Here is a 23,996-nt window from a genome sequence, read left to right as displayed (position 1 = left end):
GTGGGGTGTGGGGGCGGTCAGTTCTCGTTGATCAGCTTGTCGATCTCGCGGTCGGCGTCCTCGGTCGCCTGCTCCACCGTCTTCTTCCCGGTGGCGATGGACTGGAGCATCGAGGGGAGGATGTTGGACTTCTCCACCGCGGTCCAGCCGGGGGCGAGCGGGGTCACCCAACCGCGTTCGGCGGCCCGTGCGGAGGGGCCGTTGATGCCGTCCGCGGGCACCTCCCGCAGTTGCACGGTGTTGTTCGGCAGCGTCTGGGCCTTGATCAACTGCTGCTGGGAGCCGTGGTCCGTGAACAGCTTGATCCAGTCCCGGGCGAGTTCCTGCTTGCCGGACTTGACCGGGACGGCCAGCAGGGAGCCGCCGAGGAACGGGGGCAGCAGCTTGCCGGAGGGGCCCGGGAAGGCGAAGGTGTCGAACTTGCCGCGCAGTGCGGGGTTGCCGCCGCTGCGCGGGTCGGCGGCGGCGTTCGCCTCCCAGGTGTTGCCGTAGAACATGGCGACCTTGCCCTGCCCCACGACGCCCGGCTCGTCGCCGTTGTCCTTGGAGCGGTCACCCACGTAGTAGTCGTCGATCAGCTTCTTCCAGGTGGTGAGCCCGGCCCGGGAGGCGGGCAGCGAGAGGGCGCCCTTCCACCGGCCGTCCTCCTGCACGGCCATCTCGCCGCCGGCGTCCTTCACCCAGGCCATGGCCGCGTGGGGGTAGCGGCCCGGCATGTGGAAGGTGGAGAAGTTCTTGTCCTCGGCGCCGTACTCGGCCTTCACCTTGTCGAGGACCGACAGCAGTTCGGGGTAGGTGCGCGGCGGGCTCGTCACGCCCACCTTCTTCAGGATATCCGTCCGGTAGATGCCGACTTTCGCCCCCGCGTAGTAGGGCACGCAGTAGTTCTTCCCGTTGTGTTGACACGCATCGGCCAGTGCCGGAAGCCAATCTTCCGAATGGTCGAAATCCTTCTTCTCCAACGGGGAGAATGCGCCGTTGATGATGTAGTTGGTGGTTTCGCTGTTGCCCATTTCCACCACATCGGGCACCTCGCGGCCGGCGAGGGCCGCGTCGATCTTCTGGTTCTTGCTGGGCCACTGCTGGTACTGGACCTTGACCTCGGTGCCCGGGTGCAGCTCCGCGAACCGCTTGTTGGTGCCGGCGACCAGATCGGGCCAGCTCTCCCGGGCGTCGATGGTCAGCCAGACGGTCAGGGCGCCGCCTTTGCCCCCGCCGTCCGAGGAGTCGTCCGCGCCGCACCCGGCCAGGGTGGCGAGCACGGCGACCGATCCGAGAGTCGAGGTGAAGCGGCGTAAGCGCCGGGTCATGGATCTCTGCCTTTCGATGACTGGTTGAACCGGGCTGCTATCTACCCAGCGAAGCCCCGCAAACTACTGCTGGGGCGCTTTTTGGCCAGGATGCGGAGGTGGATTATGGAACATTGTTGTTTTGGATTGGCCCCGGCCCGCACGGGCCCGGTGTCCGGCCGATGCGGCGGCACCACCGGATCGGCCGTTTCTGATTGACGCAAAACACTACGATGCCCCTCTTGGGCGCCCTTGACGGTGACGCAACTCCTGACCCATTTTTCTCCGGGTGTCTCCAGCGTTCCCCTATCGAAAGGTGTTACCCGTGGTGAACCACGATGCGACCGCAGGCGATTCGGACTCCCGACCCGTGCGGGTCAACTCCTGGAACGGCTGGGACCCCCTGCGCCACGTGATCGTCGGACGGGCCGACGCCGCGGTGGTCCAGGCCCCCGAGCCCGCGGTGCGCCGGGACTTCCCCGAGGACGGCTTCCCCCTCGGCACCTACGGCACCATGCCGGCCGACATGATGGCCGAGGCCAACGAACAGCTCGACAACTTCGCCGGGATGCTCCGCAAGCGGGGCGTACGGGTGGACCGGCCCACCCCCTTGGACTTCAACCAGAAGGTCTCCACCCCCGACTGGGAGCAGGAGACCATGTCGGGCTGCATGCCGCCCCGCGACCTGCTGCTGACGGTCGGCAGCGAGGTACTGGAAGCCACCATGTCCTACCGCAGCCGCTGGTTCGAGTACCTCTGCTACCGGCCGATCCTCCAGGACCTCTTCCGGTCCGACCCCCGGATGCGCTGGGAGGCCGCCCCCAAGCCCCGCCTCACCGACGCCAGTTACCACACCGACTTCTGGGACACCTACCACGAGCTGCCCACCGAGGTGCAGTTGGCCAAGGTCCGCGACTACGACCTGGTGCTCACCGAGGAGGAGCCGCTGTTCGACGCGGCCGACATCGCCCGCATGGGCAAGGACCTCTTCGTCCAGTTGTCCTTCGTCACCAACCGCAGCGGCTACGACTGGCTCAAGCGGCACTTCCCCGACCACCGGGTGCACGCGGTGACCTCCACCAACACCCACCCCCTGCACATCGACGCCACCTGGGTGCCGCTGCGTCCCGGGCTGGTGCTGCACTGCGGCGAGCGGCTGGCCGACCCCGAGCTGATGGAGTTCTACCGGCTGAACGACTGGGAGGTCATCGAGGCGGTGCAGCCGGCGAGTTGGGACCACCCGCCGAAGCTCTCCTTCTGCAGCCCCTGGCTCGCCGGGAACATGCTCAACCTGGACCAGAACACCCTGTGCATCGAGGAGAAGGAGGTCGCCCTCTCCGAGCAGTTGGCCGGCTACGGCTTCGAGATCGTCCCGGTGCCGTTCCGCGCGGTCGGCCCCTTCGGCGGTGGACTGCACTGCGCCACCGTCGACATCGAGCGCGAGGGCGACTGCCAGGACTACTTCCCCGTCCGGCACGGACGGTACTGAGCCGTGGCCACGGCTCCCCGCCCCGCGGAGGCGGTGATCTTCGACTTCTACGGCACGTTGGTCCGGCTGGTGGACCCCCTGCCGCCCAGCCACGCCTCGGTGTTCCACCGGCTCGGGCTCGACGCGCACGTCGAGGCGTGGGGCGACCAGTGGGCGACCGGGCCGGCGGACGGCGAGGACCACCGCGTCCACTCGGTCGGCGAACGGGAGTACCTGGCCTGGGAGGTGGACCGGCTCCGCCGTCGGGCCCTGGAGTGCGGGGTGCCCGAGGAGGCGGCCGGCCCGTTGGCGGCGGAGCTGGACCGGGCCAACAAGGCCCTGCACCTGGAGCTCTTCGAGGACGTCAAGGCCGTGCTCGCGCAGTTGCGCGAGCACGGCCGCACGGTCGCCCTCTGCTCCAACTGGTACTGGGACCTCGATCGCGCGGTCGCCGGGTGCGGGCTCACGGACCTGGTGGACGCCGCCGTCACCTCGGCCCGGGTGGGGGTGCGCAAACCGCACCCCCGGATCTACCGGGCGGCGCTCGACGCCTGCGGAGTCGCACCCGAACGCGCCCTGTTCGTCGGGGACATGTGGGAGGTCGACGTCGAGGGGCCGCTGGCCCAGGGCATCCGCGCGGTGCACCTGCGGCGCCCCGACCGGGCGGTGGACGGGATCGCCCCGCCGCTGCCCGACCGGGCGCACCGCATCGCCTCGTTGGAGGAACTCGGCGCGCTCCTCTAGGTCCCCTTCCGGACCGGGGCGGGGCCGAGGTCCTGGCCCCGGCGCGAGAGCCGGTCGATCACGTTGCGGGTCACCCGCACCACACCCGCGTCCTCCTCCCGGCCGCAGACCACGGGCCAGTCGACGGTACCGGCGGTGAAGACCGTGCCGCCGCCCTCCGTCGTGTGCACGCCCATGGTCGCGGCCCGGGGGCTGGTGATCGCCGGCTCCCGCTCCGGGCAGTTCCAGTGGCTCCACTTGAAGCGGTGGAGGTCGTCGTTCACGGGGTCCAGCAGGTAGATGCCGAGGATCAGGAAGGAGTCGGGCGTGCCGTCCACCCCGCTGGCCCGGGCCACCCCGTGCTCGTCGCGGACGAAGGCCGCGCCGTCGCACTCGTACCCGATCAGCGCGGTGCCCGCGCCGAGCCGGTCGGCCGGCGAGCCGTCACGGCCGTCCCGCAGCCCGGTGCCCTCGAACACCCAGTGGTCGGCGTGCTGCACGGTGTACCCCTCGGTCGGCCGGTCGCCCGGCCAGTCCCCGGGCCACATGCCGCCGTTGCGGAAGCTCACCCCGGTCATCGCGTTCTCCGGCCGCCCCACCCCGTCCGGCGGGGCGGCCCACCACAGGTCGGTGGCGGGCAGGTGCGGATACACCCCGTCGACGTGGTGGTCGGTGTCCGAGACGAAGGCGGTGCCCTCGTCCGTGACGTGGATGCGCCACCAGCAGGTGTTGGCGCTGAGGAACGCCACGTTCCCCCCGCCGGCGAGGTGCGCGGCCACGTGGTCGCGCATCGCGGCGCTCCAGTACTCGTCGTGCCCGACGCTCAACAACAGGTCGTAGGAGGAGAGGAGTTCGGGATCCTCGTGCAGATCGAGGTCGGTGCAGTACTCCACCGCGTAGCCGCAGCGCTCCAACCAGGCGATGAAGGGGGCGTCCCAGTGGGCCAGGTCGATGACCCCGCCCGGCCGGTGCAGGCTGACCTTGTGCCCGCGCGGCCGGTGCGCGTCCCCCTCCTGGTGGACCGGGCTGTCGTAGAGGCTGGAGTCACGGGGGAGGCCCTCGCCGTCCGAGCGGTTGTAGGCGTGCCGGGTGAAGGTGGACTTCTTGTAGAGGACGCGCCCGTGCCGCCCCGGCTGCCGGGGTCGGACCACGAAGAACTCGCGCGAGAACCCCTCGACGTCCCCGTCCCCGAGCAAGGGCACCCCGGCCGCCCGCTGTGCGTCCCCCTCCACCAGGTGCGCCAGGTAGACGCCCGGCCGCCACTGCTCGGGCACCGGGAACGCGAAGTGCGGCAACTCCCAGTCCACGTCCGGCGCGGCGTGCCCCGCCACGCCGTCCGGGTGCGCCGGCGGCGCCTTGAAGACCCCCCGCCGGGGCTCGGACTCGCCGAGGTATTCGAGTTCCCGGCCCAGTCGGTAGAAGCGGACCCGGAACTCCTCGGCATCGGTCGACACGCGGAGGTCGAGAACCTCCCCCGCGGTCACGCTCTCCCGATCCACATAGCCCTCGATCATCGGCCCTCCCAGTACCGTCGATCGCCGTTTTTCCCACGACGAGAGGCCCGATGCTAGAAGCTGTTTCCCGGTACAACAAATCATCGGAGGAGATCGGCCTTTCTCGCACTGATTCCAGCCAGGCGGATACCGCGAAGAATGAGACGGCAAGAAGTCGGGTAGCGCGGCACGAACGGAACGGCGTGCTGTGCGGAAAGGGAAAATAATGACAAAGGAATTGCGGGTGCGCGAACTCGTCCTGGGGATCGAGGGGCTGGCCCTGCTGCGCGGCGCCCTCGACGCCGACGACGCCTTCCTCGACGCCCGGCTCGCGGAGATCAGGAAGTTCGCCGCCGAGGGGGACGACGGCATGCCCGGCGCCGGCGCCCGGGTCAGCGAGTTGGACGAGGCGGCCGGCTACGCCTCCTGGGCCAAGCTGTACGACTCCCTGCCCAGCTCCTACCTGGAGGTCGAGGAACCGATCGTGCACCGGCTCCTGGACGCGGGCCCGGTCGGCACCGCCCTGGACGCCGCCTGCGGGACCGGCCGCACCACCGTCGCCCTGACCAGCCGCGGTTACCGCACCATCGGCGTCGACCAGTCCCCGCAGATGGTGGAGCAGGCCCGCCGCAAGGCCCCGGAGGCCGAGTTCCGCCTCGGCCGGCTGGAGCAGCTGCCGGTGGACGACGCCAGCGTGGACCTCGCGGTCTCCACCCTCGCCCTCACCCATCAGCCCGCCCTCGGCCCCGCGGTCGCCGAACTCGCCCGGGTGGTGCGCCCCGGCGGGCGCGTGATCGTCACCGATCTGCACCCCTTCGTGATCACCCTCCAGGGCCAGTGCCTGTTCGTGCACGGGGACGACCACCTCGCCTTCGTCCGCAACCACGTGCACCTGCCGGGCCGGTACATCGAGGCGTTCTCCGCCGCGGGCCTCACCGTTCGCGCCTGCTACGAACCCGTCTTCAACGGACGGCTTTCCCCCGGTGGTTACGAGGAGTTCGTCGAGGACGCCGCCCGGGCCGCCTGGGAAGGAATTCCCATCGTCATCGTCTGGGAGGCCGTCAAGGCGTGACGGAATGCAATGCACGTGCACGGGTGCGGAGAACGCATCGGGACAGGGAAAGGGAAACACCGTGAAAGCCGTTCTGTACAACGAGCGCCCGGAACTCTGGGACCGCATCACCGAAGAGTTCACCGGAATCATCCCCGAATACAACCTGCACGGCGACATCGGGGCCGAGGGCTTCTGGAACCGCCTCTTCGACGACTTCGGCGACCACCAGTTCCTGCTGTACGACGAGGCGGACGACGCGATCCTCGGAACCGGCCGCTCACTGCCCCGCCCCTGGGACGGCACCCCCGAGGGCCTCGGCACCGGGCTCGACGCCTCCATCCGGGACGCCTTCGCCGCCCGCGACGCGGGCACCGAGCCCACCGCGCTGTGCGCGCTCGGCGTCGAAGTGGCCCCCGCCCATCAGGGCAGGAACCTGTCGAAGGCGCTGCTCCAGCAGATGATCGAGATGGCCCGCCGGGACGGACTGCGGCACGTCATCGTCCCGGTGCGGCCCATCTGGAAGCACCGCTACCCGCTCGTCCCCACCGAGCGCTACGCCCGGTGGACCCGGGACGACGGCGAGCCCTTCGACCCCTGGGTGCGCACCCAGGTGCGGCTCGGTGGTCGGATCACCGCCACTGCGGAGGAGTCCTCCCTGATCAGCGGCACGGTCGCCGAGTGGGAGTCCTGGACCGGGATGGAGTTCCCGGAGAGCGACGCCTACGTCTTCCCGGAGGGGCTCAGCACCCTCCGGGTCGACCGCGAGCAGGACCGGGCCGCCTACTGGGAGCCCGCCGTCTGGGTCACCTACGACCTCAGCCCTCCAGGAGCGACTCCCCGCAGCTGACGGCGGTCCAGGCGTACGCGGACAACAGCTCCGCGTACGCCGGGGTCACCTCCGGCCGGCGCTCGGGCGACAGCCCGGCCGGGCCCGCCGTGGACACCGCCGCCCGACGCAGCCGGTCGGCGCCCGGTGTGCCGCCCCGCTGCGCCCCCGCCGGGGCGTGCCGCCGGGCGGCCACCTCCGCCTGCCGGCCGAGCAGCAGGCAGTGGATCCAGAACTCGTCGGCGAAGGGCTCCCCGAAGGCTTCGGCCACCCGCACCGCCTGCGCCGCCGGCCGCCGCCGGCGCACCGCGTCCCACACCTGCCCCTCGGTCAGTTCACCGGTCAGCGGCAGGGCCTCCCGCCAGGTGTAGTGGTGGCGCGGCTGCGGTTCGTGCTCCTGCCCGGGCAAGCGGATGTAGCCCTCGCCGTACCGCATGTACGGCACCCACGGCAGTTCCTCCAGCACCCACCCCCGGTACAGGAACGGCCGGGCGTCCTCGGCGGAGGCGGGACAGACCGCGAGGCGGATGCCCTGGGCGGCGTGCCCGTTGATGCTGCTGGTGCCGGTGTGCTCGGTGACGGTGGGCACCGCCAACAGTGCGCTGCGCCGCCCCCCGGTCCGCAGGAACGTGCACATCACCTCGTCGTCGTGGCGCTCGGCGGAAGCCTCCGCGTACTGCCGGAACTCCTCGGCCACCTCCACCGGGAGGCTGACGGCGAGCGTCGGGGTGAACTCCTCCGGCACCGCGCGCACCCAGCCGGCCCCGGCCAGCGCGGCCAGTCGGGTCGCCCCGCCGTTGCGGGCGTGCCAGTTGGTGTAGAAGGCGAGGGCGTCCTCGGGGAACCGGTCGGCGCAGTGGGCCACCAGGTCGATCATGTCGTCGGGCGCGGCCACGTCGTCCTGGATCATGAACTGGTGGGTGGCGCCCTCGGCCACCCGCGACCAGGCCACCAGCGCTGTCCGCAGGGCCGACGGCGGCCCTTCCGGGTCGGGGTCCAGGGCCAGGGAACCGAGGCCCAGCCGGGTCACCATGTCCTCCGCCTGGGCCCGGCGGACCGGGTGGGTCATCACGGCCGAACTGACGCGTGCGGTGGGCATCGAGGGGCTCCTTCAGCCGAACGACCGGGAATGACGTCTCGCTGATCATGGCCAGCACCCACCCGGAATCCCCGCGGAGCGGGGGCGACGGCCGAAAACGGCCGCTCAGTGACGCGATGCGGTGGCCCGTCCCGGGCTCCCGAACCCGCCCTCCCGTCGAGGCGGCTCAGCCCCGGGGCAGGCACCCGTACAGGAAGGCGCGGACCCCGGTGACCGCGACCGCCTCCGCCTCGGCCTCGGGCAGCGGGTCCGTGCCCGCCTTGCCGTGGGCCCCGGCGGGGGTGATCAGGGCCACGAAGTGCTGGGCCGCGCGTGCGGGGTCGGGAACGTCCAGGAGCCCGCGCCCGGCGAGCCGGGTCAGATGGGCGGCGAGCGCCCCCTGCACCCGCCGGGGGCCCGCCTGCTGCCAGCTGCCGTGGAGGTCCTCGGGAACGCTCTCGCCCTCGGTGGTGAGCCGGGTGACCATCGTGCAGTGCTCGGCGAACTCCGGCCCCGGCCGCACCCAGTCCTTGGCCAGGGCCACCAGGCCGCCCTCCACCTCGGCGGTGCTGGTCGCGCCCCCGAGGTGGCGCTCGATCAGCGCCTCGTGGGCGGTGGCCACCTGCTCGGAGCTGTCGAGCAGCACGGTGGCGAAGAGCCGTTCCTTGTTCTCGAAGTGGTTGTAGATGGTGCGGGTGGACACCCCGGCCTCGGCGGCGATCACGTCGATGCTGGCCCCCTGGTAGCCGATCCGGCCGAACACCTGCCGAGCGGCCCGCACGATCGCGTTCCGTTTCTCCGGGAACCCCTTGTGCGGTGCGCCCCGCCCCGCGTCCGCCCTGGTCATGGCGGTACCTCCTGAGTGATTGCAGGCATCGTTTTACTTAGTGCAATGCACGTTGTACTTTACCTGGGTGGGAGAAACGCGGCGGACCGCCCGCGCGACCGTGCCGGGTGTCCGTGCACCCGCACCCGCACCACTGCCGCCGGCCCGCTGTCGTGCCGGCCGCCGGCCCGGGGCGCGCTCCCCCTCCACACCCTCACCCCTTGGAGAAGACCGTGTTCGTTTCCTACGTCGTCCTCGCCGTCCTGGTGTCGCTGCTGCTGGTGTTCTCGGGCCGCGGCATGCTGGTCGGCGACAAGAACATCGTGGAGACCATGGAACGCGTCGGCGTGCCCAGACGCTCCTACACCGTGCTGGCGCTGCTGAAGTTCGCCGGCGCCCTGGGCCTGCTCGCCGGCATCGCCTACCGGCCGCTGGGCATCGCCGCCGCCGTGGGCCTGGTGCTCTACTTCCTCGGCGCCGTCGTCGCCCACCTGCGGGCCGACGACCTCAAGGGCGCCCCCTCGCCCTTCGTCCTGGCCGTGGTCTCGGCCATCCCCCTGGTGCTGGGCCTCGCCACGGCGTGACCTGCCGGGCCTTCGGCCCGGACCGTCGCCCGGGGCCCTGCGACCGGACCCGGCCCGTCAGATCTGCGAGAGCGCGGAGGGACGGTGCCGGGCAGGGGCGGCGGAGCGCCGGGCCGCACCCGGTCTCGGTGGCGGCCGATGGGGTCGTTGTGCTTGTTGGCTACGGCTACGAGCCCCTGACGGGCCATCCGCCACGTAGAGCGGAGTCTTCAATGTGCCCGAGAGGCGGAGGCGGGGCCGCAGGGTCAGGCAAGAGACCACCCTTGCCGACACCCTGAGCGGAAGCCGTCACTCCGCCGCGTGCCGGCCGCCCTCGCCGCTGCACGGTCCGGAGGTGACCGGCGGGCTGCCGTTCGGGCTCGACCCGTCCGCGTCTGAACGATTCTGCTCGTGCGGGACGAGAGTGGGGCGGGTGGGACTCGAACCCACGGCCGACGGATTATGAGTCCGCTGCTCTAACCGGCTGAGCTACCGCCCCCTTACGGCGCGTCGCGCGCCGATGCGCGCGCCGTCTGCCGCAGCATAGCCGCTCATACGATCTCCTGCCTCGGCTGGTCGGCCCTGCTGACCATGGAGACCCCGGACGCGCCCGGACGGTTCCACCGGACACGAAAAAGGACCCCTGGGAGGGGTCCTTCTCGGCTGCTCCCCCGACTGGACTCGAACCAGTAACCTGCCGGTTAACAGCCGGCTGCTCTGCCAATTGAGCTACGGAGGATCGAGCTCCCCCGACTGGACTCGAACCAGTAACCTGCCGGTTAACAGCCGGCTGCTCTGCCAATTGAGCTACGGAGGATTGCCTCGTTGCATCGAACGCACCTGCCCCGGTGGTCACCAGGGGGCGTCCGTTCGCTGCGACACATACATTAGCGCAAGCAGGGGGGTGCTCCGCCAATCGGTGCCCCGCGATCCACACCGACGCAAGGGAAGGGTGGCTCCATGCGCTACCGGCTCACATTCGTCGCCGGGCTGGCCCTCGGATACGTCCTGGGTACCAGGGCCGGACGGGAGCGGTACGAGCAGTTGAAGAAGTCCGTCCGGCAGTTCGCCGAGAACCCCGCGGTCCGCAACGCCGCCGAGTCCGCCGCGCAGCAGGGTCGGGAGGTGGCGGGCAAGGCGCTGCACTCGGTGTCCGAGCGCGCCCAGGGCCGGGTGCCGGACGCGGTCGCCGACCGGGTCAGGGCGCTGCGCGAGCGGGGCCGCGGCGGTCCCGAGGCGTCCGACGACGGCTGGGGCACCAGCAACACCTGAGCCCGCCGGACTCCGCCCGGGGTGTGGTGCGGCACACACCCGAACGTGGTGCAGAATTCCCGCATGGGGATAGTCGCCGGTCTGGACAGCACGCCCGACTCCACGCGCATCGTGGTCTGTGACACCGACACGGGTGCCGTGATCAGGCAGGGATACGCCTCCCACCCGCTGGAGGGGGCGCACGGGGGAGCGGGGGAGGGCGGACGCCCCAGCGACGTGGACCCGCAGGCGTGGTTGCTCTCCCTCGGGGAGGCCGCGGGCGGCGGGGTCCTCGAAGGCGTCGAGGCCATCGGGGTCTCCGCCCAGCAGAACGCGCTGGTGCCGCTCGACCAGCAGGGCGCCACCGTGCGCCCCGCCCTGGTCGGCGCCGACCGCCGCACCCAGATCGCCGCCGCCGACCTCGTCGACGCCTTCGGCGGGCGCGAGGCGTGGGCCCGGACGGTCGGGTGCGTCCCGCAGCCCGCGAACCCGGTCAGCAAGCTCCGGTGGCTCGCCGCCCAGGAGCCCGAGGCCGCCCAGCGGGTGGCCCTGGTGCTCCAGGCCCACGACTGGCTGGTCTGGCAGCTCCTCGGCCGCCCGCTGCGCCGCACCACCGACCGGGGCGGCGCCTCCGGCACCGGGTACTGGTCGGCCGCGACCGGTGCCTACCGGCCGGACCTGGTGGAGTTGGCGCTCGGCCGACACGCCGAACTGCCCGAGGTGCTGGGGCCCGCCGAGGCCGCCGGCACCACCCCGGAGGGCCTGCTGATCTCCGCGGGGACCGGGTCCACCATGGCCGCCGCCTTCGGCCTCGGCATCGGCCTGGGCGACGCCGTGGTGTCGCTCGGCGCCTCCGGCTCGGTGATGGCCGTGCACCGGGAGGCCCTGGTCGACCCCAGCGGCATGATCACCTCCCTCGCCGACGCCACCGGCATGCACCTGCCGGTGGTGCACACCCTGAACGCGGTCCGCGCGCTGCGCGGCACCGCCGAGATGCTCGGCCTGCCCGACCTGGAATCGCTGTCCGACCTGGCCCTGAAGTCCACGCCGGGCGCGCACGGACTGGTGCTGCTGCCCTATCTGGAGGGGGAGCGGACCCCGCACCTGCCGCACACCGCCGGCACCCTCGCCGGGCTGCGCCGGGAGGCGATGAAGCCCGAGCACCTGGCCCGGGCCGCGGTCGAGGGGATGCTGAGCGGGCTCGCCGACGCCCTCGACGTGCTGCGCGGTCGCGGGGTGGAGGTGCGCCGGGTGTTCCTGCTGGGTGCCGCCGCCGACCTGCCCGCCGTCCAGGCCGCCGCGCCCTCGCTGTTCGGCGCGCAGATCGTGGTGCCGCACCCCGCCGAGTACGCGGCGCTGGGCGCGGCGCGCCAGGCCGCGTGGGCCTTGGGCGTCTCCCGCGGCACGCTGGACCCGCACACCCCGCCCGCCTGGTCCGGGGCGACCGGTCAGGTCCACGAGCCGGGCGAGGAGCTGGCCGTGGGGCAGGCCGTGCGACAGCAGTACGCGGCGGTGCGGGAGCAGATCCATCCCGGGGCGTTCGGCGGCTGATCCGTCCCCGTCCCCGGGGGTCCTGGGGCGCCCGGAACCCGCTGTTGGCTTAATCCGCTGGGGTAACGGGGGGTGGTGGGTGGACGATGGGGTGAGATGTGCCGACCGGCGGACCCGGCCACCGGCCGCCCCCGCCCCTACCGCCTCCCAGTGAGCGAGACCCGCGCGTGCTCATACGACTGTTGAGGGCCCACCTGGGCCCGTACCGCAAACCCATCGCCGCCCTCGTGGCGCTCCAGTTCCTCCAGACCTGCGCCTCCCTGTACCTGCCCACGATGAACGCCGACATCATCGACAAGGGCGTGGTGCGGGGCGACACCGGTTTCATCATGAGCTTCGGCGGATTGATGATCGCCGTCACCCTGGTGCAGGTCGTCTGCAACATAGGCGCCGTCTACCTCGGTGCCCGCACCGCGTCCGCCCTGGGGCGTGACGTGCGGGGCGCCGTCTTCGACCAGGTGCAGTCCTTCTCCGCGCGGGAGGTCGGTCACTTCGGGGCGCCGACGTTGATCACCCGGACCACGAACGACGTCCAGCAGGTGCAGATGCTGGTGCTGATGGCGTTCACCCTGATGGTCTCCGCGCCGATCATGTGCGTCGGTGCGATCGTGATGGCGCTCGGCCAGGACGTGACGCTCTCCACGGTGCTGGTCGCCGTGGTCCCCGTCCTCGGCATCAGCGTGACGATGATCGTGGTCAAGCTGCGGCCCCTGTTCCGGTCCATGCAGGTGCGCCTGGACACCGTGAACCGGCTGCTGCGCGAGCAGATCACCGGCAACCGGGTGATCCGGGCGTTCGTCCGCGACGGCTACGAGCAGGGACGGTTCCGGGTCGCCAACGACGAGCTGACCGCGATCTCCCTGGGCACCGGCCGGATCCTCGCGTTCATGTTCCCGCTGGTGATGACGGTGGTGAACGTCTCCTCGGTCGCCGTCGTTTGGTTCGGGGCGCAGCGCATCGAGAGCGGGGACATGGAGATCGGCGCCCTGACGGCGTTCCTCGCCTATCTGATGCAGATCGTCATGTCGGTCATGATGGCCACCTACATGTTCATGATGGTGCCGCGCGCCGAGGTGTGCGCCGAGCGCATCCAGGAGGTCCTGGGCACCGAGTCCAGCGTGGTCCCGCCGGCCGCCGCCGTCCGCGAGCTGCGCTCCCACGGCCACCTGGAGCTGCGGGAGGCCGGCTTCCGCTACCCGGGCGCCGAGGAGCCCGTCCTCAAGGGCATCGACCTGGTGGCCCGACCGGGCGAGACCACCGCCGTGATCGGGTCCACCGGCAGCGGCAAGACCACCCTGCTGGGGCTGGTGCCCCGGCTGTTCGACGTCACCGAGGGCGCCGTCCTGGTCGACGGGGTGGACGTGCGCGACCTCGACCCCAAGCTGCTGGCCCGCACCGTCGGCCTGGTGCCGCAGAAGCCGTACCTGTTCGCCGGGACCGTCGCCACCAACCTGCGCTACGGCAACCCGGACGCCACCGACGAGGAGCTGTGGCACGCCTTGGACGTCGCCCAGGCCCGCGGCTTCGTCGAGTCCCAGCTCGACGGCGGCCTGGACGCGCCGATCTCCCAGGGCGGCACCAACGTCTCCGGCGGCCAGCGCCAGCGGCTCGCCATCGCCCGCACCCTGGTCCAGCGGCCCGAGATCTACCTCTTCGACGACTCGTTCTCCGCCCTCGACTACGCCACCGACGCAGCGCTGCGGGCCGCGCTCGCCGAGGAGACCGCGAACGCCACCGTCGTGATCGTGGCGCAGCGGGTGGCCACCATCCGGGACGCCGACCGGATCCTCGTCCTCGACGAGGGACACGTCGTCGGGGTGGGACGCCACGACGACCTGATGCGGGACAACGAGACCTACCGGGAGATCGTGCTCTCCCAGCTCACGGAAGCGGAGGCGGCCTGATGGCGGGGCCCGCGGGACGGATGATGGCCGGTGGCGGACCCGACCACCACTCCATGGACTTCAAGGGCTCCGGCAAGCGCCTGCTGGGCCGCTTCGGACCCGAACGACTGACCCTGTACGCGATGGTGGGCTGCGCCGTGATCAGCGTCGCCGTGTCGGTGCTGGGGCCGAAGATCCTCGGCATCGCGACGGACCTGATCTTCGCCGGGGCGGTGGGCGAGCGGATGCCCGCCGGCCAGAGCAAGGAGGAGGCCCTCGCCCGGCTGCGGGACGACGGCCAGGGCGGCATCGCCGACGTGCTCTCCACGGTGGACTTCACCCCCGGCGAGGGCATCGACTTCGGGGCCGTGGGCACCGTGCTCGGCTTCGCGCTCGCCACCTTCGTCGTCGGCGGCCTGCTGATGCTGGTCGCCACCCGCCTCGGCAACCGGGCCATCAACCGCACGGTCGGCCGGATGCGCCGCGACGTGCAGCTGAAGCTCGCCCGGCTGCCGCTGTCGTACTTCGACCGGCGCCAGCGCGGCGAGGTGCTGAGCCGGGCCACCAACGACCTCGACAACATCGGCCAGACCCTCCAGCAGAGCCTGGGGCAGCTCGTCAACTCGCTGCTGACCATCATCGGCGTGCTGATCATGATGTTCTGGATCTCGCCGCTGCTCGCCCTGGTGGCGCTGGTCACCGTCCCGCTGTCGTTCCTGATCGCCACGCGGGTCGGCAAGCGCTCCCAGCCCCAGTTCGTCCAGCAGTGGCGGGCCACCGGGACCCTGAGCGCCCACGTGGAGGAGATGTACACCGGGCACGGACTGGTCAAGGTCTTCGGCCGGCAGGAGGAGTCCGCCCGGAAGTTCGCCGAGGAGAACGAGGCCCTCTACCGGGCGGGGTTCCGCGCCCAGTTCACCAGCGGGCTGATGCAGCCGCTGATGTTCTTCGTGTCCAACCTCAACTACGTCCTCGTCGCGGTCGTCGGCGGGCTGCGGGTCGCCTCCGGGGCGTTGTCCATCGGGGACGTGCAGGCGTTCGTCCAGTACTCCCGGCAGTTCTCCATGCCGCTCACCCAGGTGGCGTCCATGGCCAACCTGGTCCAGTCCGGGGTGGCCTCCGCCGAGCGGGTCTTCGAACTCCTCGACGCCCCCGAGCAGACCCCCGACCCGGAGCGGCCCGAACGCCCCGAACGGAGCACCGGGCGGGTCGCCCTGGAGCACGTGTCGTTCCGCTACAGCGAGGACAAGCCGCTCATCGAGGACCTGTCGCTCACCGTGGAGCCGGGCCAGACGGTCGCCATCGTCGGTCCGACCGGCGCCGGCAAGACCACGCTCGTCAACCTGCTGATGCGGTTCTACGAGGTCACCGGCGGGCGCATCACCGTCGACGGGGTCGACATCGCCCGGATGTCCCGCGACGAGCTCCGCGCCGGGATCGGCATGGTCCTCCAGGACACCTGGCTGTTCGGCGGCACCATCGCCGACAACATCGCCTACGGGGCGTCCCGGGAGGTGACCCGGGAGGAGATCGAGGAGGCGGCCAAGGCCGCCCACGCCGACCGGTTCATCCGCACCCTGCCCGAGGGCTACGACACCGTCATCGACGACGAGGGCACCGGGGTCAGCGCGGGCGAGAAGCAACTCATCACCATCGCCCGGGCGTTCCTGTCCGAGCCGGTGATCCTCGTCCTCGACGAGGCGACCAGCTCGGTGGACACCCGTACCGAGGTCCTGATCCAGAAGGCGATGGCCCGCCTCTCCCGGGACCGCACCTCGTTCGTCATCGCCCACCGGCTCTCCACGATCCGGGACGCGGACACCATCCTGGTGATGGAGGACGGCGCCATCGTCGAACAGGGCACCCACGAGAAGCTGTTGCTCACCCGGGGCGCCTACGCCCGGCTGTACGCCGCGCAGTTCGCCCAGGCCGTCGCGGAGGTCGACTGACCCCGCCGCGTCCCGCCCCCGGGGGCGGGCGCGAGGGGGCGGACGGGCCACCGTCGTCCGGCGCTGAGCGGTCCGGCCCGCACCGGCGGGCCGGACCGCTCAGCCCGCGGCGACGGGGACCTTGCGCCGCGGGCTCGGCACGCCCTCGACACCGGTCACGGTGCCGTCGGGGAGGGGCACCGGCAGCACGGTCAGCAGCCGCTCCGCCCGATCGGGGGCCAGGTCCAGGGTCGACAGCAGCGCCGGCACCGCGATGCTCGGCAGCACGTGCTGGAGGAGCACGATGACCCGGCGGGTGAGATCGGCCCGCTCGCACAGCACGTGCGACATGCCCTGGATGCCGGAGAACGCCCCGGCCATCAGCTCGGCCGTGTCCTCGGGCACCACGTGCGGCAGCAACTCGCCGCGCGCCTCGGCCTCCCTCAACACCAGGCCGATGCGGTCGATCCACGCCTGGTACGGGGTGCCCCGCAGCGGCGCCGGGTCCACCGTCGCCTCCCGCCGCTGGTCCATCGCCAGCCCCATGCTGGCCCGGGTCAGCGGATCGTGCAGCAACCGGTGGGCGAACAGCAGCCCGTGGTCCACGAGTTCCTGGAGCTTGGTGCGCTGCGGAGGCAGTTCGTTGAGGTCGAGTTGGGCCGATACCACGCCCAGCGCGAGCTCCTCCTTCGACGCGAAGTGGAAGTACAGCGCACCCTTGGTGACCCCGGCCCGTTGCAGGATCTCGGTGATCGTCGCTGAACTGTACCCACGTTCGTCGAAGACGGCCGCTGCCGCCAGCAGAATGGACTCGCGCGTCTGGATCGCCCGTGCCTGTCGTGCCATGGAGTCAGGTTCCTGCTTCCCCGTCAGGGCGTGTGCGCCGCCTTCGGCCACGCCGACACGGACAGAAAACCGGACAGCCCATCTGTTGTCGAGGGCAATGAGAGACCCCTCATCGGTCCCTCATCGTCGGCGCGCCGCCTCGCGCCGCCCGGACGCCGCCTCACAGCGGAGAGTGCCAGGTCACCGGGGTCGTCCCCGGAACGCGGCCGTCCGAGGCCGTCGGCGCTCCGTCGTCGACGGTCAACCGGACCCCGGGGCGCCCGTCCGCCAGGTGCACCGCGGCGTCGACGGTGACCGCTATCCGACTCACCCCCGCCCGGGCGGTCGCCGCGCCGAGCGCCCGGCGCAGCGCGGCCACCAGGTGCCCCGCCACCGGATCGCCCACCAGGGCGTCGACCGGACCCACGAACCGCACCGAGGGCGCGAAGCCGCAGACCGCCGCCGCGTGCCCGGTCTCCCGCAGCACCCTGCCGCGCAGGGTCGCCGGGGCGTCGGTCGGCGGCTGCTGGAGGGCGACGATCGCGGTCCGCACCTCCTGCACGGTGGCGTCGAGTTCGTCGACCGCCCGCGCCAACCGGCCGTGCACCTCCGGCGGATCGCCGGACCCGCCCTCCCGGGAGGAGCGCTCCGCGCGCCGCTGGGTGGACTCCAACATCAGCCCGGTCGCGAACAGCCGCTGCACCACCAGGTCGTGCAGGTCCCGGGCGATCCGGTCGCGGTCCTCGTACACGGCGAGCCGTTCCCGTCGCGCCTGCGCGTCCGCCAGGACCAGCGCCAGGGCCGCGTGCGCCGCGAACTGGGAGGCCATCAGCCGTTCCGCGGGGGTGTAGGGGCGGGCGCCCCGGTGCCGGGGCAGCGCCAGGGTGCCGATCGGCCGCCCGCCCGAGGTGAGGGGCAGCAGCATCACCGGCCCGAAGTGCGCCGCAGCCGGACCGCCGTGCGGATCCCCGACCGGGTCGGGCACGCACACCGACTCCCCGGCGAGCAGCCGGCCGAGGACCGGACTGTCCGCCGGCACCGCGGCGCCCGCGAGGACCTCCATCCCGGCGGGCCCCACCAGCCCGGGCGGGCCGGCCGCCGCCACCACCTCCAGCCCGCCGTCCGGGCCCTGTTGGAGGATCACCCCGGCCGCCGCGCCGGCCAGCACCCGGGCGCGCTCGGCGACCGTCTCCAGGGCGTGGGCCGCGGTGCCGCCGGCGAGGAGGGCGGTGGTCACGGCCGCGGCGCCCTCGATCCAGCGTTCGCGCTGGCGGGCCGTCTCGTACAGCCGGGCGTTGCCGATGGCGATGCCCGCCTGGGCGGCGAGCACCCGCAGCAGTTGGGTGTCCTCCTCAGTGAAGGCCCCGGTCCGCTTCTCGGTGAGGTACAGGTTGCCGAAGACCTCGTGGCCGACGTGGATCGGCACCCCGAGGAAGGAGCGCATCGGCGGGTGCCCGGGCGGCAGGCCGTGCGCCCGGGGGTCGGCGGTGAGGTCGGCTATCCGCAGCGGCCGGGGGTCGTCGATGACCGTCCCGATCAGCCCGGTGTGGCCGTCCGGCAACCGCCCCAGGCGGGCCCGCCGTCCGGCGGAGAGCCCCGTGGTGTACAGCTCGGTGAGACGGGGCCCCGGCCCGCCCGTCAGGTCCAGGACGCCCAGCGCCCCGTAGCGGGCGTCGGTCAACTCGGCGGCGCGGGTGACCACGCGTTGCAGGGTGGTCGACAGGTCGAGATCGGTGCCGATCTCCAACACCGCGTCCAGCAGCGGCGGTAGCCGTGGTGGGTGCGTCGCCGCACGGTCGTCTTCGCTCACCCGTCCAGCATGCCAACTCCGGGGCCGTGGTCGGCACCCGACCGCGGGGGCGGACGGATCAGGCCGACAGCGGATCGAGCACCATCGGCCGGACCCTGCCCTCCAGCATCGCGCCCAGACCGAGGATCGCGCACACGTCGGGGCGTTCGGCGATGGTCACCGGCATCCCGGTGGCGTCCCGCAGCATCTGGTCGAGGCCCGGCAGCAGGGCGCTCCCGCCGACCATCGTGACGCCCCGGTCCGCGAGGTCGGCCACCAGGTCCGGCGGGCAGTCCCGCAGCACCTTGCCGATGCCGTCGAGCACCGCCGTGAGCGGGGTGTGGATGGCCTCCCGCACGGCCGCGGTGTCCACCTGCACCGAGCGGGCCAGCCCGGTCGCCACGTCCCGGCCGTGGATCTCGGTGGAGGTGGGGCCGTCCGGGGTCAACCCGTTGCCCGACAGGGCGAGTTGCAGGGGGCGCACCGACTGGGAGGGCAGCATCAGCTCGTGCCGGTGGCGCAGGTGCTGCACGATGGCGTGGTCGATGGCCTCGCCGCCGACCTTGATCCGTTCCGCGGTCACAATCGACCCCAGCGACAACACGGCGACCTGGGTGGTGGCGGCACCGCACACCAGGATCATCGTCGCCTCGGCCCGCTCCACCGGCAGCCCGCACCCCACCGCGGCGGCGACCAGGGTGTCCACCAGCTCCACCCGGCGGGCCCCGAGCCCCACCAGCGTCTCCACCGCGGCCCGTTGTGCCAGCGGGTCGGCCTCGTGCGGGGTGCAGGCGGCGGCCCGCAGCCACGGCTTGCGGCGCAGCGCGCGGCGCAGCTTCTCGCCGAGCAGGTGCCGCAGCATCCGCTGGGCCATCTCGACGTCCACCACCGAGCCGCCCGACACGGGGCGGACCACCCGGATGTAGCCGGGGGTGCGGCCGGTCATCCGCTCGGCGAACTCCCCGACCGCGATCAGCGAGCCGGTACGGGTGTTGACGGCCGCCGCGCTCGGCTGGTCGACGGCCAGGCCCACGCCCTTGACGAACACCCGGGTCCGGGCGGCCCCCAGGTCCACCGCGATGTGGCACCGGCGCAACTGGTCCAGGCTGACGTGGGCGTTCATCGTGTTCCTCCCGAGTCCGCGGGCCGTCCGGCGGGGCCCGCACGGCGGTCCTCCCTCCGATCGTGGGTGCGGCCGGGGGACGGCGCTCGGCGGGCTGGGCCGCGCGGGGGGCCGCCGGACGGGTGGCGGCGGCGGGTGCCGCCGCGCCGGTGCGCGGCGGCCCGGACCGGTGGTGCTACGCACCCCCCGGGGTCAGTCCGGTCCCCGGTAGCGCTCGGTCAGCTCCTCGTCGGGCCGGCCGCCCGCGGCGAGCAGGTCCCGGTACGCCTGCCGGGCCTCGGCGGTGCGGCCGGCCCGGTCCAGGGCGGTCAGGTGCAGCCGGCGGAAGCCCACGTGCCGGGGGTGCTCCGCCACCAGCCCGGACAGTTCGTCCACGGCGACGGTGAACCGGCCCTGCTCCAGGTCGGTCTCGGAGCGTATCTCCCACAGCCGCAGTCGCAGCACGCCCAGCCGGTCCCGGGCTGCCTCGGCGGCCGGACCGGGCACCCCCGCCAGGGGTGTGCCGGACCAGAGGGCGAGCGCGGCGCGGGCGGCCTCGTGGGCGCCCGCGGAATCGGCCCGCAGCCGTTCCGCCTTCGCCGCCAGCCGTTCGAACTCGTGCACGTCGGCCCGGTCGGCGCTGGTGTGCAGCGCGTACCCGTCGGGCAGCACGGCGAGCCGACCGGGCCCGAGCGCCCGGCGCAGTCCGGCGGCGTGCGCGGCGAGCCGCCCGCGCGGGTCCGGGGGGCCCTCCCCGGGCCGCCACAGGCCCGCGGAGAGTTCGGCGTGGCCGACCGGGCGGCCGGGGCGCAGCAGCAGCGCGCACAGCAGCGCGGTCCGCTCCGGCGGGCCGAGGTCCAGGGGGTCCGGCGGGGGCGCGTCGGGCCACGCGGCCCACCAGGGCAGATCGGTCCGCCCGACCCGCACCGGCCCCATCGCGCGGTACTGGAAGTACTGCTCGGACGAGGGCCGCAGGCGGTAGGAGCGCAGTCCGCCCAGCCAGGCGAGGACCGCGTGGCGTTCGGCCCGCGGGCCGTCCCGCAGGGCCGCCAGCGCACCGGCGGTCAGCACCCGCACGTCCGGGGGGAGCCGGGTGAGGAGCTCCGCGCGGGGCTCGGGGCCGCCGTCCGGGGACATCAGCAGGGCCAGCAGGGCGGCGAACCGGCGCAGGTCCTCGGCGCGCCGGTCCCCGCCGGAGGCGGTGCCGAGCGCGAAGCCGGTCAGTTTGGGGGTGCCGTCGGGCAGCACCACGACGCAGTGCGGGCCGATCGCCCCGTGCACCAGGTCCCGTTCGCCCAGCTGGGTCAGGGCGCTGGCGAGGCCGCGGGCGACCGAGGTGGTCAGCCGGGAGGGCAGCAGGAATCCACTGGGGGCCGCGAGCACGTCCAGCGCCAGCCCGTCGAGGTGTTCCAGCACGGCGTACGGGACGGTGCCGTGGGTGCCGGAGTCGAGCACCCGCACGATGCTCGGGTGCCACAGTTCGCCGAGCGAGCGGACGGTCCGCTCGAACTCCTGGCGGTCACCGGCGGCGCAGGGCTGGACCACCACGTCCTGGCCGGTCCGCCGGTCGTGCGCCCGCCACAGGGCGCCGCCGCCGGGGCGCAGCGGGTGGCGCAGTCGGTAGCGGTCGCCCACGGTCACCCCGGCGCGGAACGGCGGGCCGTCCGGGTGGGGGGCGTACCGCAGGGTGTCCGGGCCCACCACGGTGACCGGCCCCGTCCCGGAGGCGTCCGCGGCTCCGGTCCCGGGCGGCCCGGGCAGCCGCGCCTCGGCGCTCACCCCGCCCGGTGCGGTGCCCGCGCGGTCGTCGATCAGTGCGCCGACCCGGGCGAGCAGGGCCCGGGTCCGCAGTCGGCCGGAGCGGGGCAGCGAACGGGCCAGCACCTCGCGCACCCCGGGCCGGAAGGCGTAGCCGTCGACGGGGGCGCCGTCACCGCTGAGCATGCCGCTGAGGATGACCTCGGCCAGGTGCTGGGGCTGCGGGTCGGCTTCCAGGGCGGCGTGCACCAGCCGCATGACCGGCAGTCGGGGGGTGCCGAGCGCCAGGTGGCCGGCGAGTCGGAACGCCTGGGCCGAGGCGGTGGCCCGGAACCGGGCGACGAGTTCCTCCGGGGGCAGGGCCGCCGCGTCGTCGCGGGGCGGGCCGTCCGCGGTGGTGGGCAGCGGCCGGCCGGCCACGCCGGCCACCGCGCCGGGGAACCGGCCGCCGCCGGGGTCGGCGACCAGTGCGGACCAGTGGGCGAGCCAGCGGGGCGCCACCTCCAGCACCGGCAGCGGCACCGTCGACGGGGCGGGCCGGGCGATCGGGTCGTAGGGGGCGAAGGCGAGCGCCGTGTTGGGGGCGGCGGCGGTGGGCGCCGACAGCAGTCCCGCCGCCGGGCTCAGTGCGGTGGACCGCCACAACCGCTCGGGCAGCGGTTGGAGCACCGCGACCGGCATCCGTCGCAGCCAGCGCCCCAGGGTGCGGTACCAGCGTTCGCCCGCCGGGCCCGACCACCACGGGGGGCCGGTGCAGTCGCTGACCAGCAGGGTCACGGTGCGGCCGTCCGCGGGCACCGGCACCGGGGTGCGGCCCGGGCCGCCGACCCGGCCGTCCGGGTCCAGCCGGTACGCCTCCACCGTGCGGAACACCCCGGACCGGGTGAGCGCGGTGCGCAGGTCGCGGACCAGCGGGCGCCACACCGGCATGGTCGGTCCGGCGTCGTGCACCAGGTGTAGTCGCAGCCAGCGTTCCCGGGCCGGTCGCAGCACCGGCAGCCACTGCCCCGGGGCGTCGGCGAACCGGGCGATGCGTTCGGCGGTGGCCGTCTCGTCGAGTTCGTGTCCGTGCGGGGCGGCCACCCGCCGGGCCAGGGGGCGCAACGCCCGCTGGAGCGGTAGCGGATGGGGGAGCATCGGGGGCGCGACCGCGCGCAGCGGCAGCCGGGTGACGGGGGCCGGCGCGGCCCGGGCGGGCGGCTCCTCGGGCACGGGCAGCGGGCGGGCGGGCGCTTCGGGGGCCGCCGTCCCCGCCGGCTCGGGGGGCCGGTCGGGAGCGGGCGACAGGTGCAGCGGGACGCCTGGTTCGACGGGCGGCAGGGGCGTCCCGCCGGGTCCGTCGGCGCGGACCGGGGCGGTGTCGGGGACGGCCGGGGGCGCGGCGACCGGGTCCGGCTGGGCGTGGCGGGCGAGCCACAGCAGTTCGGCGAGTTCGGTGGGGGTGGGGGCGGCGCCCCGGGCGGCGGCGGTCAGCACGGCGGCGAGCCGGGCGACGCCGCCGGGTTCAGCGCTCATCGTCGTCCGCCCCGGGCCCGTTGCCCAGGTACGGCATCAGCCGGGCGGCGAGCGCGTCCCGGGAGGCTCCGGTCAGCCCGGCGGCCCCGGTCAGGTAGATGGCGTTCAGCAGTTGGTCCGTGGCCAGTTCCCCCGCGTCCGATCGGCCCAGGAAGGTGGCGATCAGGCCGCGCGCGTAGTCGTCGGGGGCGCCGAGGTGGGCCCGGACGATCCGTTCGAGCCGGTCGCCGTCCGGCCGGCGCAGGCGCAGCGAGACGCAGCGGCGCAGGAACGCGGGCGGGAACTCCCGTTCGCCGTTGCTGGTCAGCACCACGAAGGGGAACGAGCGGCAGCGGACGGCACCGCCCCGGACGGTCACCCGTTCCGCGTCCCCGTCGACCATCACCCGGGCGCGGGGGGTGTGCCGGGCCGCCCGGACCAGTTCGGGGATCTCGTAGCGGCCCTCCTCCAGGACGTTCAGCAGGTCGTTGGGGAGGTCGAGGTCGCTCTTGTCGATCTCGTCGATGAGCAGGGCCCGGGGCCTGCGGTAGGGGAGCAGCGCGGTGCCGAGCGGGCCGAGCCGCAGGTGGTCCTGGAGCGCCTCGTCGCCGTCCGCGTCGGGGGAGCCGTCCGGGGGGTCCTCGGACGAGGGGGCCGCCGTGCGCACCGCGGCGGACCGGGCCGCGTGGAGCCGGGCCAGCGGGTCGTAGCGGTACAGGCCGTCCTGGAGGGTGGCGCGGCTGGTGATGTTCCACCGCAGCACCGGGCCGAGCCGCAGTTCCCGGGCGACGGCGTAGGCGAGCGAGGACTTGCCGCTGCCGGGCGGGCCGGTCACCAGCAGCGGACGCCGCAGGAACAGCGCGGCGTTGACGAGGTCCACGGCCTCCGGGGTCGCCTGGTAGGTGCGGGCCCGGTGCGCCAGGTCGGGGGAGCCGGCCTCCTCGTCCCCGGCGGGGGGTTCCAGCGGGGGCCCGCCGTCGAAGGCGCGCCACGGTGGTGGTGCGGGCAGGGCGTCGACGTGGTCGTGCGGCGCTGCCGTGCCGGTGTAGACGGGCCACTGGGACATGACCGGACTCTCCTCGGGTGGTCGGTCGG

General features: G+C 73.4%; 18 protein-coding genes and 3 tRNA genes. 9 read left to right on the top strand and 12 right to left on the bottom strand.

Translation table 11 applies throughout. The features are described from left to right. Window positions 1-17: 17 nt before the first annotated feature. Entirely contained in the window at window positions 18-1,310 is a 1,293-nt protein-coding gene (locus ABT092_RS01620) for an extracellular solute-binding protein (RefSeq protein WP_351238568.1), read from the bottom strand. A 304-nt stretch (window positions 1,311-1,614) separates the two neighbouring features. On the opposite strand from ABT092_RS01620, the gene ABT092_RS01615 reads away from it, so the two are divergent. Then, window positions 1,615-2,778 (top strand): serine/threonine protein kinase, encoded by a 1,164-nt coding sequence (locus ABT092_RS01615; RefSeq protein WP_351238566.1) that lies wholly within the window; start codon window positions 1,615-1,617, stop codon window positions 2,776-2,778. Between the two features lie 3 nt (window positions 2,779-2,781). Further along, window positions 2,782-3,501 carry an HAD family hydrolase gene (locus tag ABT092_RS01610; RefSeq protein WP_351238564.1) on the top strand — a complete coding sequence of 240 codons (720 nt, stop codon included), beginning with the start codon at window positions 2,782-2,784 and terminating at the stop codon, window positions 3,499-3,501. Here the strand turns inward: ABT092_RS01610 and ABT092_RS01605 are convergent. Continuing rightward, a complete protein-coding gene (locus ABT092_RS01605) occupies window positions 3,498-4,994 on the bottom strand; it encodes a N,N-dimethylformamidase beta subunit family domain-containing protein (RefSeq protein ID WP_351238562.1) in 1,497 nt (498 codons plus the stop codon). The two genes, ABT092_RS01610 and ABT092_RS01605, sit on opposite strands and share 4 nt — an antisense overlap. 205 nt (window positions 4,995-5,199) lie before the next feature. Between ABT092_RS01605 and ABT092_RS01600 the strand changes: the two genes are divergently transcribed. Continuing rightward, the gene (locus ABT092_RS01600) at window positions 5,200-6,045 is read left to right on the top strand and encodes a class I SAM-dependent methyltransferase (protein WP_351238560.1); all 846 of its coding nucleotides are present in this window, start codon (window positions 5,200-5,202) and stop codon (window positions 6,043-6,045) included. A 61-nt stretch (window positions 6,046-6,106) separates the two neighbouring features. Continuing rightward, window positions 6,107-6,874, top strand: a complete 768-nt coding sequence (locus ABT092_RS01595) for a GNAT family N-acetyltransferase (RefSeq protein WP_351238558.1) — start codon at window positions 6,107-6,109, stop codon at window positions 6,872-6,874. On the opposite strand, the gene ABT092_RS01590 is transcribed toward ABT092_RS01595, so the two are convergent. Beyond that, a complete protein-coding gene (locus ABT092_RS01590) occupies window positions 6,843-7,952 on the bottom strand; it encodes a hypothetical protein (RefSeq protein ID WP_351238557.1) in 1,110 nt (369 codons plus the stop codon). The genes ABT092_RS01595 and ABT092_RS01590 overlap by 32 nt on opposite strands. Before the next feature lie 166 nt (window positions 7,953-8,118). Beyond that, window positions 8,119-8,778 carry a TetR/AcrR family transcriptional regulator gene (locus ABT092_RS01585; protein WP_351238555.1) on the bottom strand — a complete coding sequence of 220 codons (660 nt, stop codon included), beginning with the start codon at window positions 8,776-8,778 and terminating at the stop codon, window positions 8,119-8,121. 200 nt (window positions 8,779-8,978) lie between these two features. Between ABT092_RS01585 and ABT092_RS01580 the strand changes: the two genes are divergently transcribed. After that, entirely contained in the window at window positions 8,979-9,341 is a 363-nt protein-coding gene (locus ABT092_RS01580) for a DoxX family protein (protein ID WP_351238553.1), read from the top strand. 404 nt (window positions 9,342-9,745) lie between these two features. Here ABT092_RS01580 and ABT092_RS01575 read toward each other — a convergent pair. The 3 genes from ABT092_RS01575 to ABT092_RS01565 form a co-directional block, all read right to left on the bottom strand. Next, window positions 9,746-9,819: transfer RNA gene (locus ABT092_RS01575), tRNA-Ile, on the bottom strand. 167 nt (window positions 9,820-9,986) lie between these two features. Further along, window positions 9,987-10,059: transfer RNA gene (locus ABT092_RS01570), tRNA-Asn, on the bottom strand. A 5-nt stretch (window positions 10,060-10,064) separates the two neighbouring features. Continuing rightward, a tRNA-Asn gene (locus ABT092_RS01565) sits at window positions 10,065-10,137 on the bottom strand. A gap of 143 nt (window positions 10,138-10,280) precedes the next feature. Between ABT092_RS01565 and ABT092_RS01560 the strand changes: the two genes are divergently transcribed. The 4 genes from ABT092_RS01560 (at window position 10,281) to ABT092_RS01545 (ending at window position 15,954) form a co-directional block, all read left to right on the top strand. Continuing rightward, complete coding sequence (locus tag ABT092_RS01560; RefSeq protein WP_351238551.1) at window positions 10,281-10,592, top strand: YtxH domain-containing protein; 312 nt, start codon at window positions 10,281-10,283, stop codon at window positions 10,590-10,592. A gap of 63 nt (window positions 10,593-10,655) precedes the next feature. After that, a complete protein-coding gene (locus ABT092_RS01555) occupies window positions 10,656-12,122 on the top strand; it encodes an FGGY family carbohydrate kinase (RefSeq protein ID WP_351238549.1) in 1,467 nt (488 codons plus the stop codon). Window positions 12,123-12,289: 167 nt separating this feature from the next. Continuing rightward, window positions 12,290-14,026 (top strand): ABC transporter ATP-binding protein, encoded by a 1,737-nt coding sequence (locus ABT092_RS01550; protein ID WP_351238547.1) that lies wholly within the window; start codon window positions 12,290-12,292, stop codon window positions 14,024-14,026. Continuing rightward, window positions 14,026-15,954, top strand: a complete 1,929-nt coding sequence (locus tag ABT092_RS01545; RefSeq protein ID WP_351238545.1) for an ABC transporter ATP-binding protein — start codon at window positions 14,026-14,028, stop codon at window positions 15,952-15,954. The genes ABT092_RS01550 and ABT092_RS01545 overlap by 1 nt, the downstream gene beginning before the upstream one ends. Before the next feature lie 99 nt (window positions 15,955-16,053). On the opposite strand, the gene ABT092_RS01540 is transcribed toward ABT092_RS01545, so the two are convergent. From ABT092_RS01540 to ABT092_RS01520, 5 genes are all read right to left on the bottom strand, one after another. Then, window positions 16,054-16,779 carry a ScbR family autoregulator-binding transcription factor gene (locus ABT092_RS01540; protein ID WP_351238543.1) on the bottom strand — a complete coding sequence of 242 codons (726 nt, stop codon included), beginning with the start codon at window positions 16,777-16,779 and terminating at the stop codon, window positions 16,054-16,056. A 160-nt stretch (window positions 16,780-16,939) separates the two neighbouring features. After that, window positions 16,940-18,568, bottom strand: a complete 1,629-nt coding sequence (locus ABT092_RS01535) for a GAF domain-containing protein (protein ID WP_351238541.1) — start codon at window positions 18,566-18,568, stop codon at window positions 16,940-16,942. Between the two features lie 58 nt (window positions 18,569-18,626). Continuing rightward, a complete protein-coding gene (locus ABT092_RS01530; protein WP_351238539.1) occupies window positions 18,627-19,670 on the bottom strand; it encodes a rod shape-determining protein in 1,044 nt (347 codons plus the stop codon). A 192-nt stretch (window positions 19,671-19,862) separates the two neighbouring features. Continuing rightward, complete coding sequence (locus ABT092_RS01525) at window positions 19,863-22,922, bottom strand: SAV_2336 N-terminal domain-related protein (protein WP_351238537.1); 3,060 nt, start codon at window positions 22,920-22,922, stop codon at window positions 19,863-19,865. Next, window positions 22,912-23,967 carry an AAA family ATPase gene (locus tag ABT092_RS01520; RefSeq protein WP_351238535.1) on the bottom strand — a complete coding sequence of 352 codons (1,056 nt, stop codon included), beginning with the start codon at window positions 23,965-23,967 and terminating at the stop codon, window positions 22,912-22,914. Before ABT092_RS01520 ends, ABT092_RS01525 begins: the two co-directional genes overlap by 11 nt. Window positions 23,968-23,996 lie beyond the last annotated feature (29 nt).

The sequence above is a fragment of the Streptomyces sp. NPDC002490 genome, from assembly GCF_040296045.1.
In the GTDB taxonomy this organism is placed as follows: Bacteria; Actinomycetota; Actinomycetes; order Streptomycetales; family Streptomycetaceae; genus Streptomyces.
The sequence above is the reverse complement of the archived record's forward strand: the minus strand, read 5'-3'. Positions and strand labels throughout refer to the sequence as shown.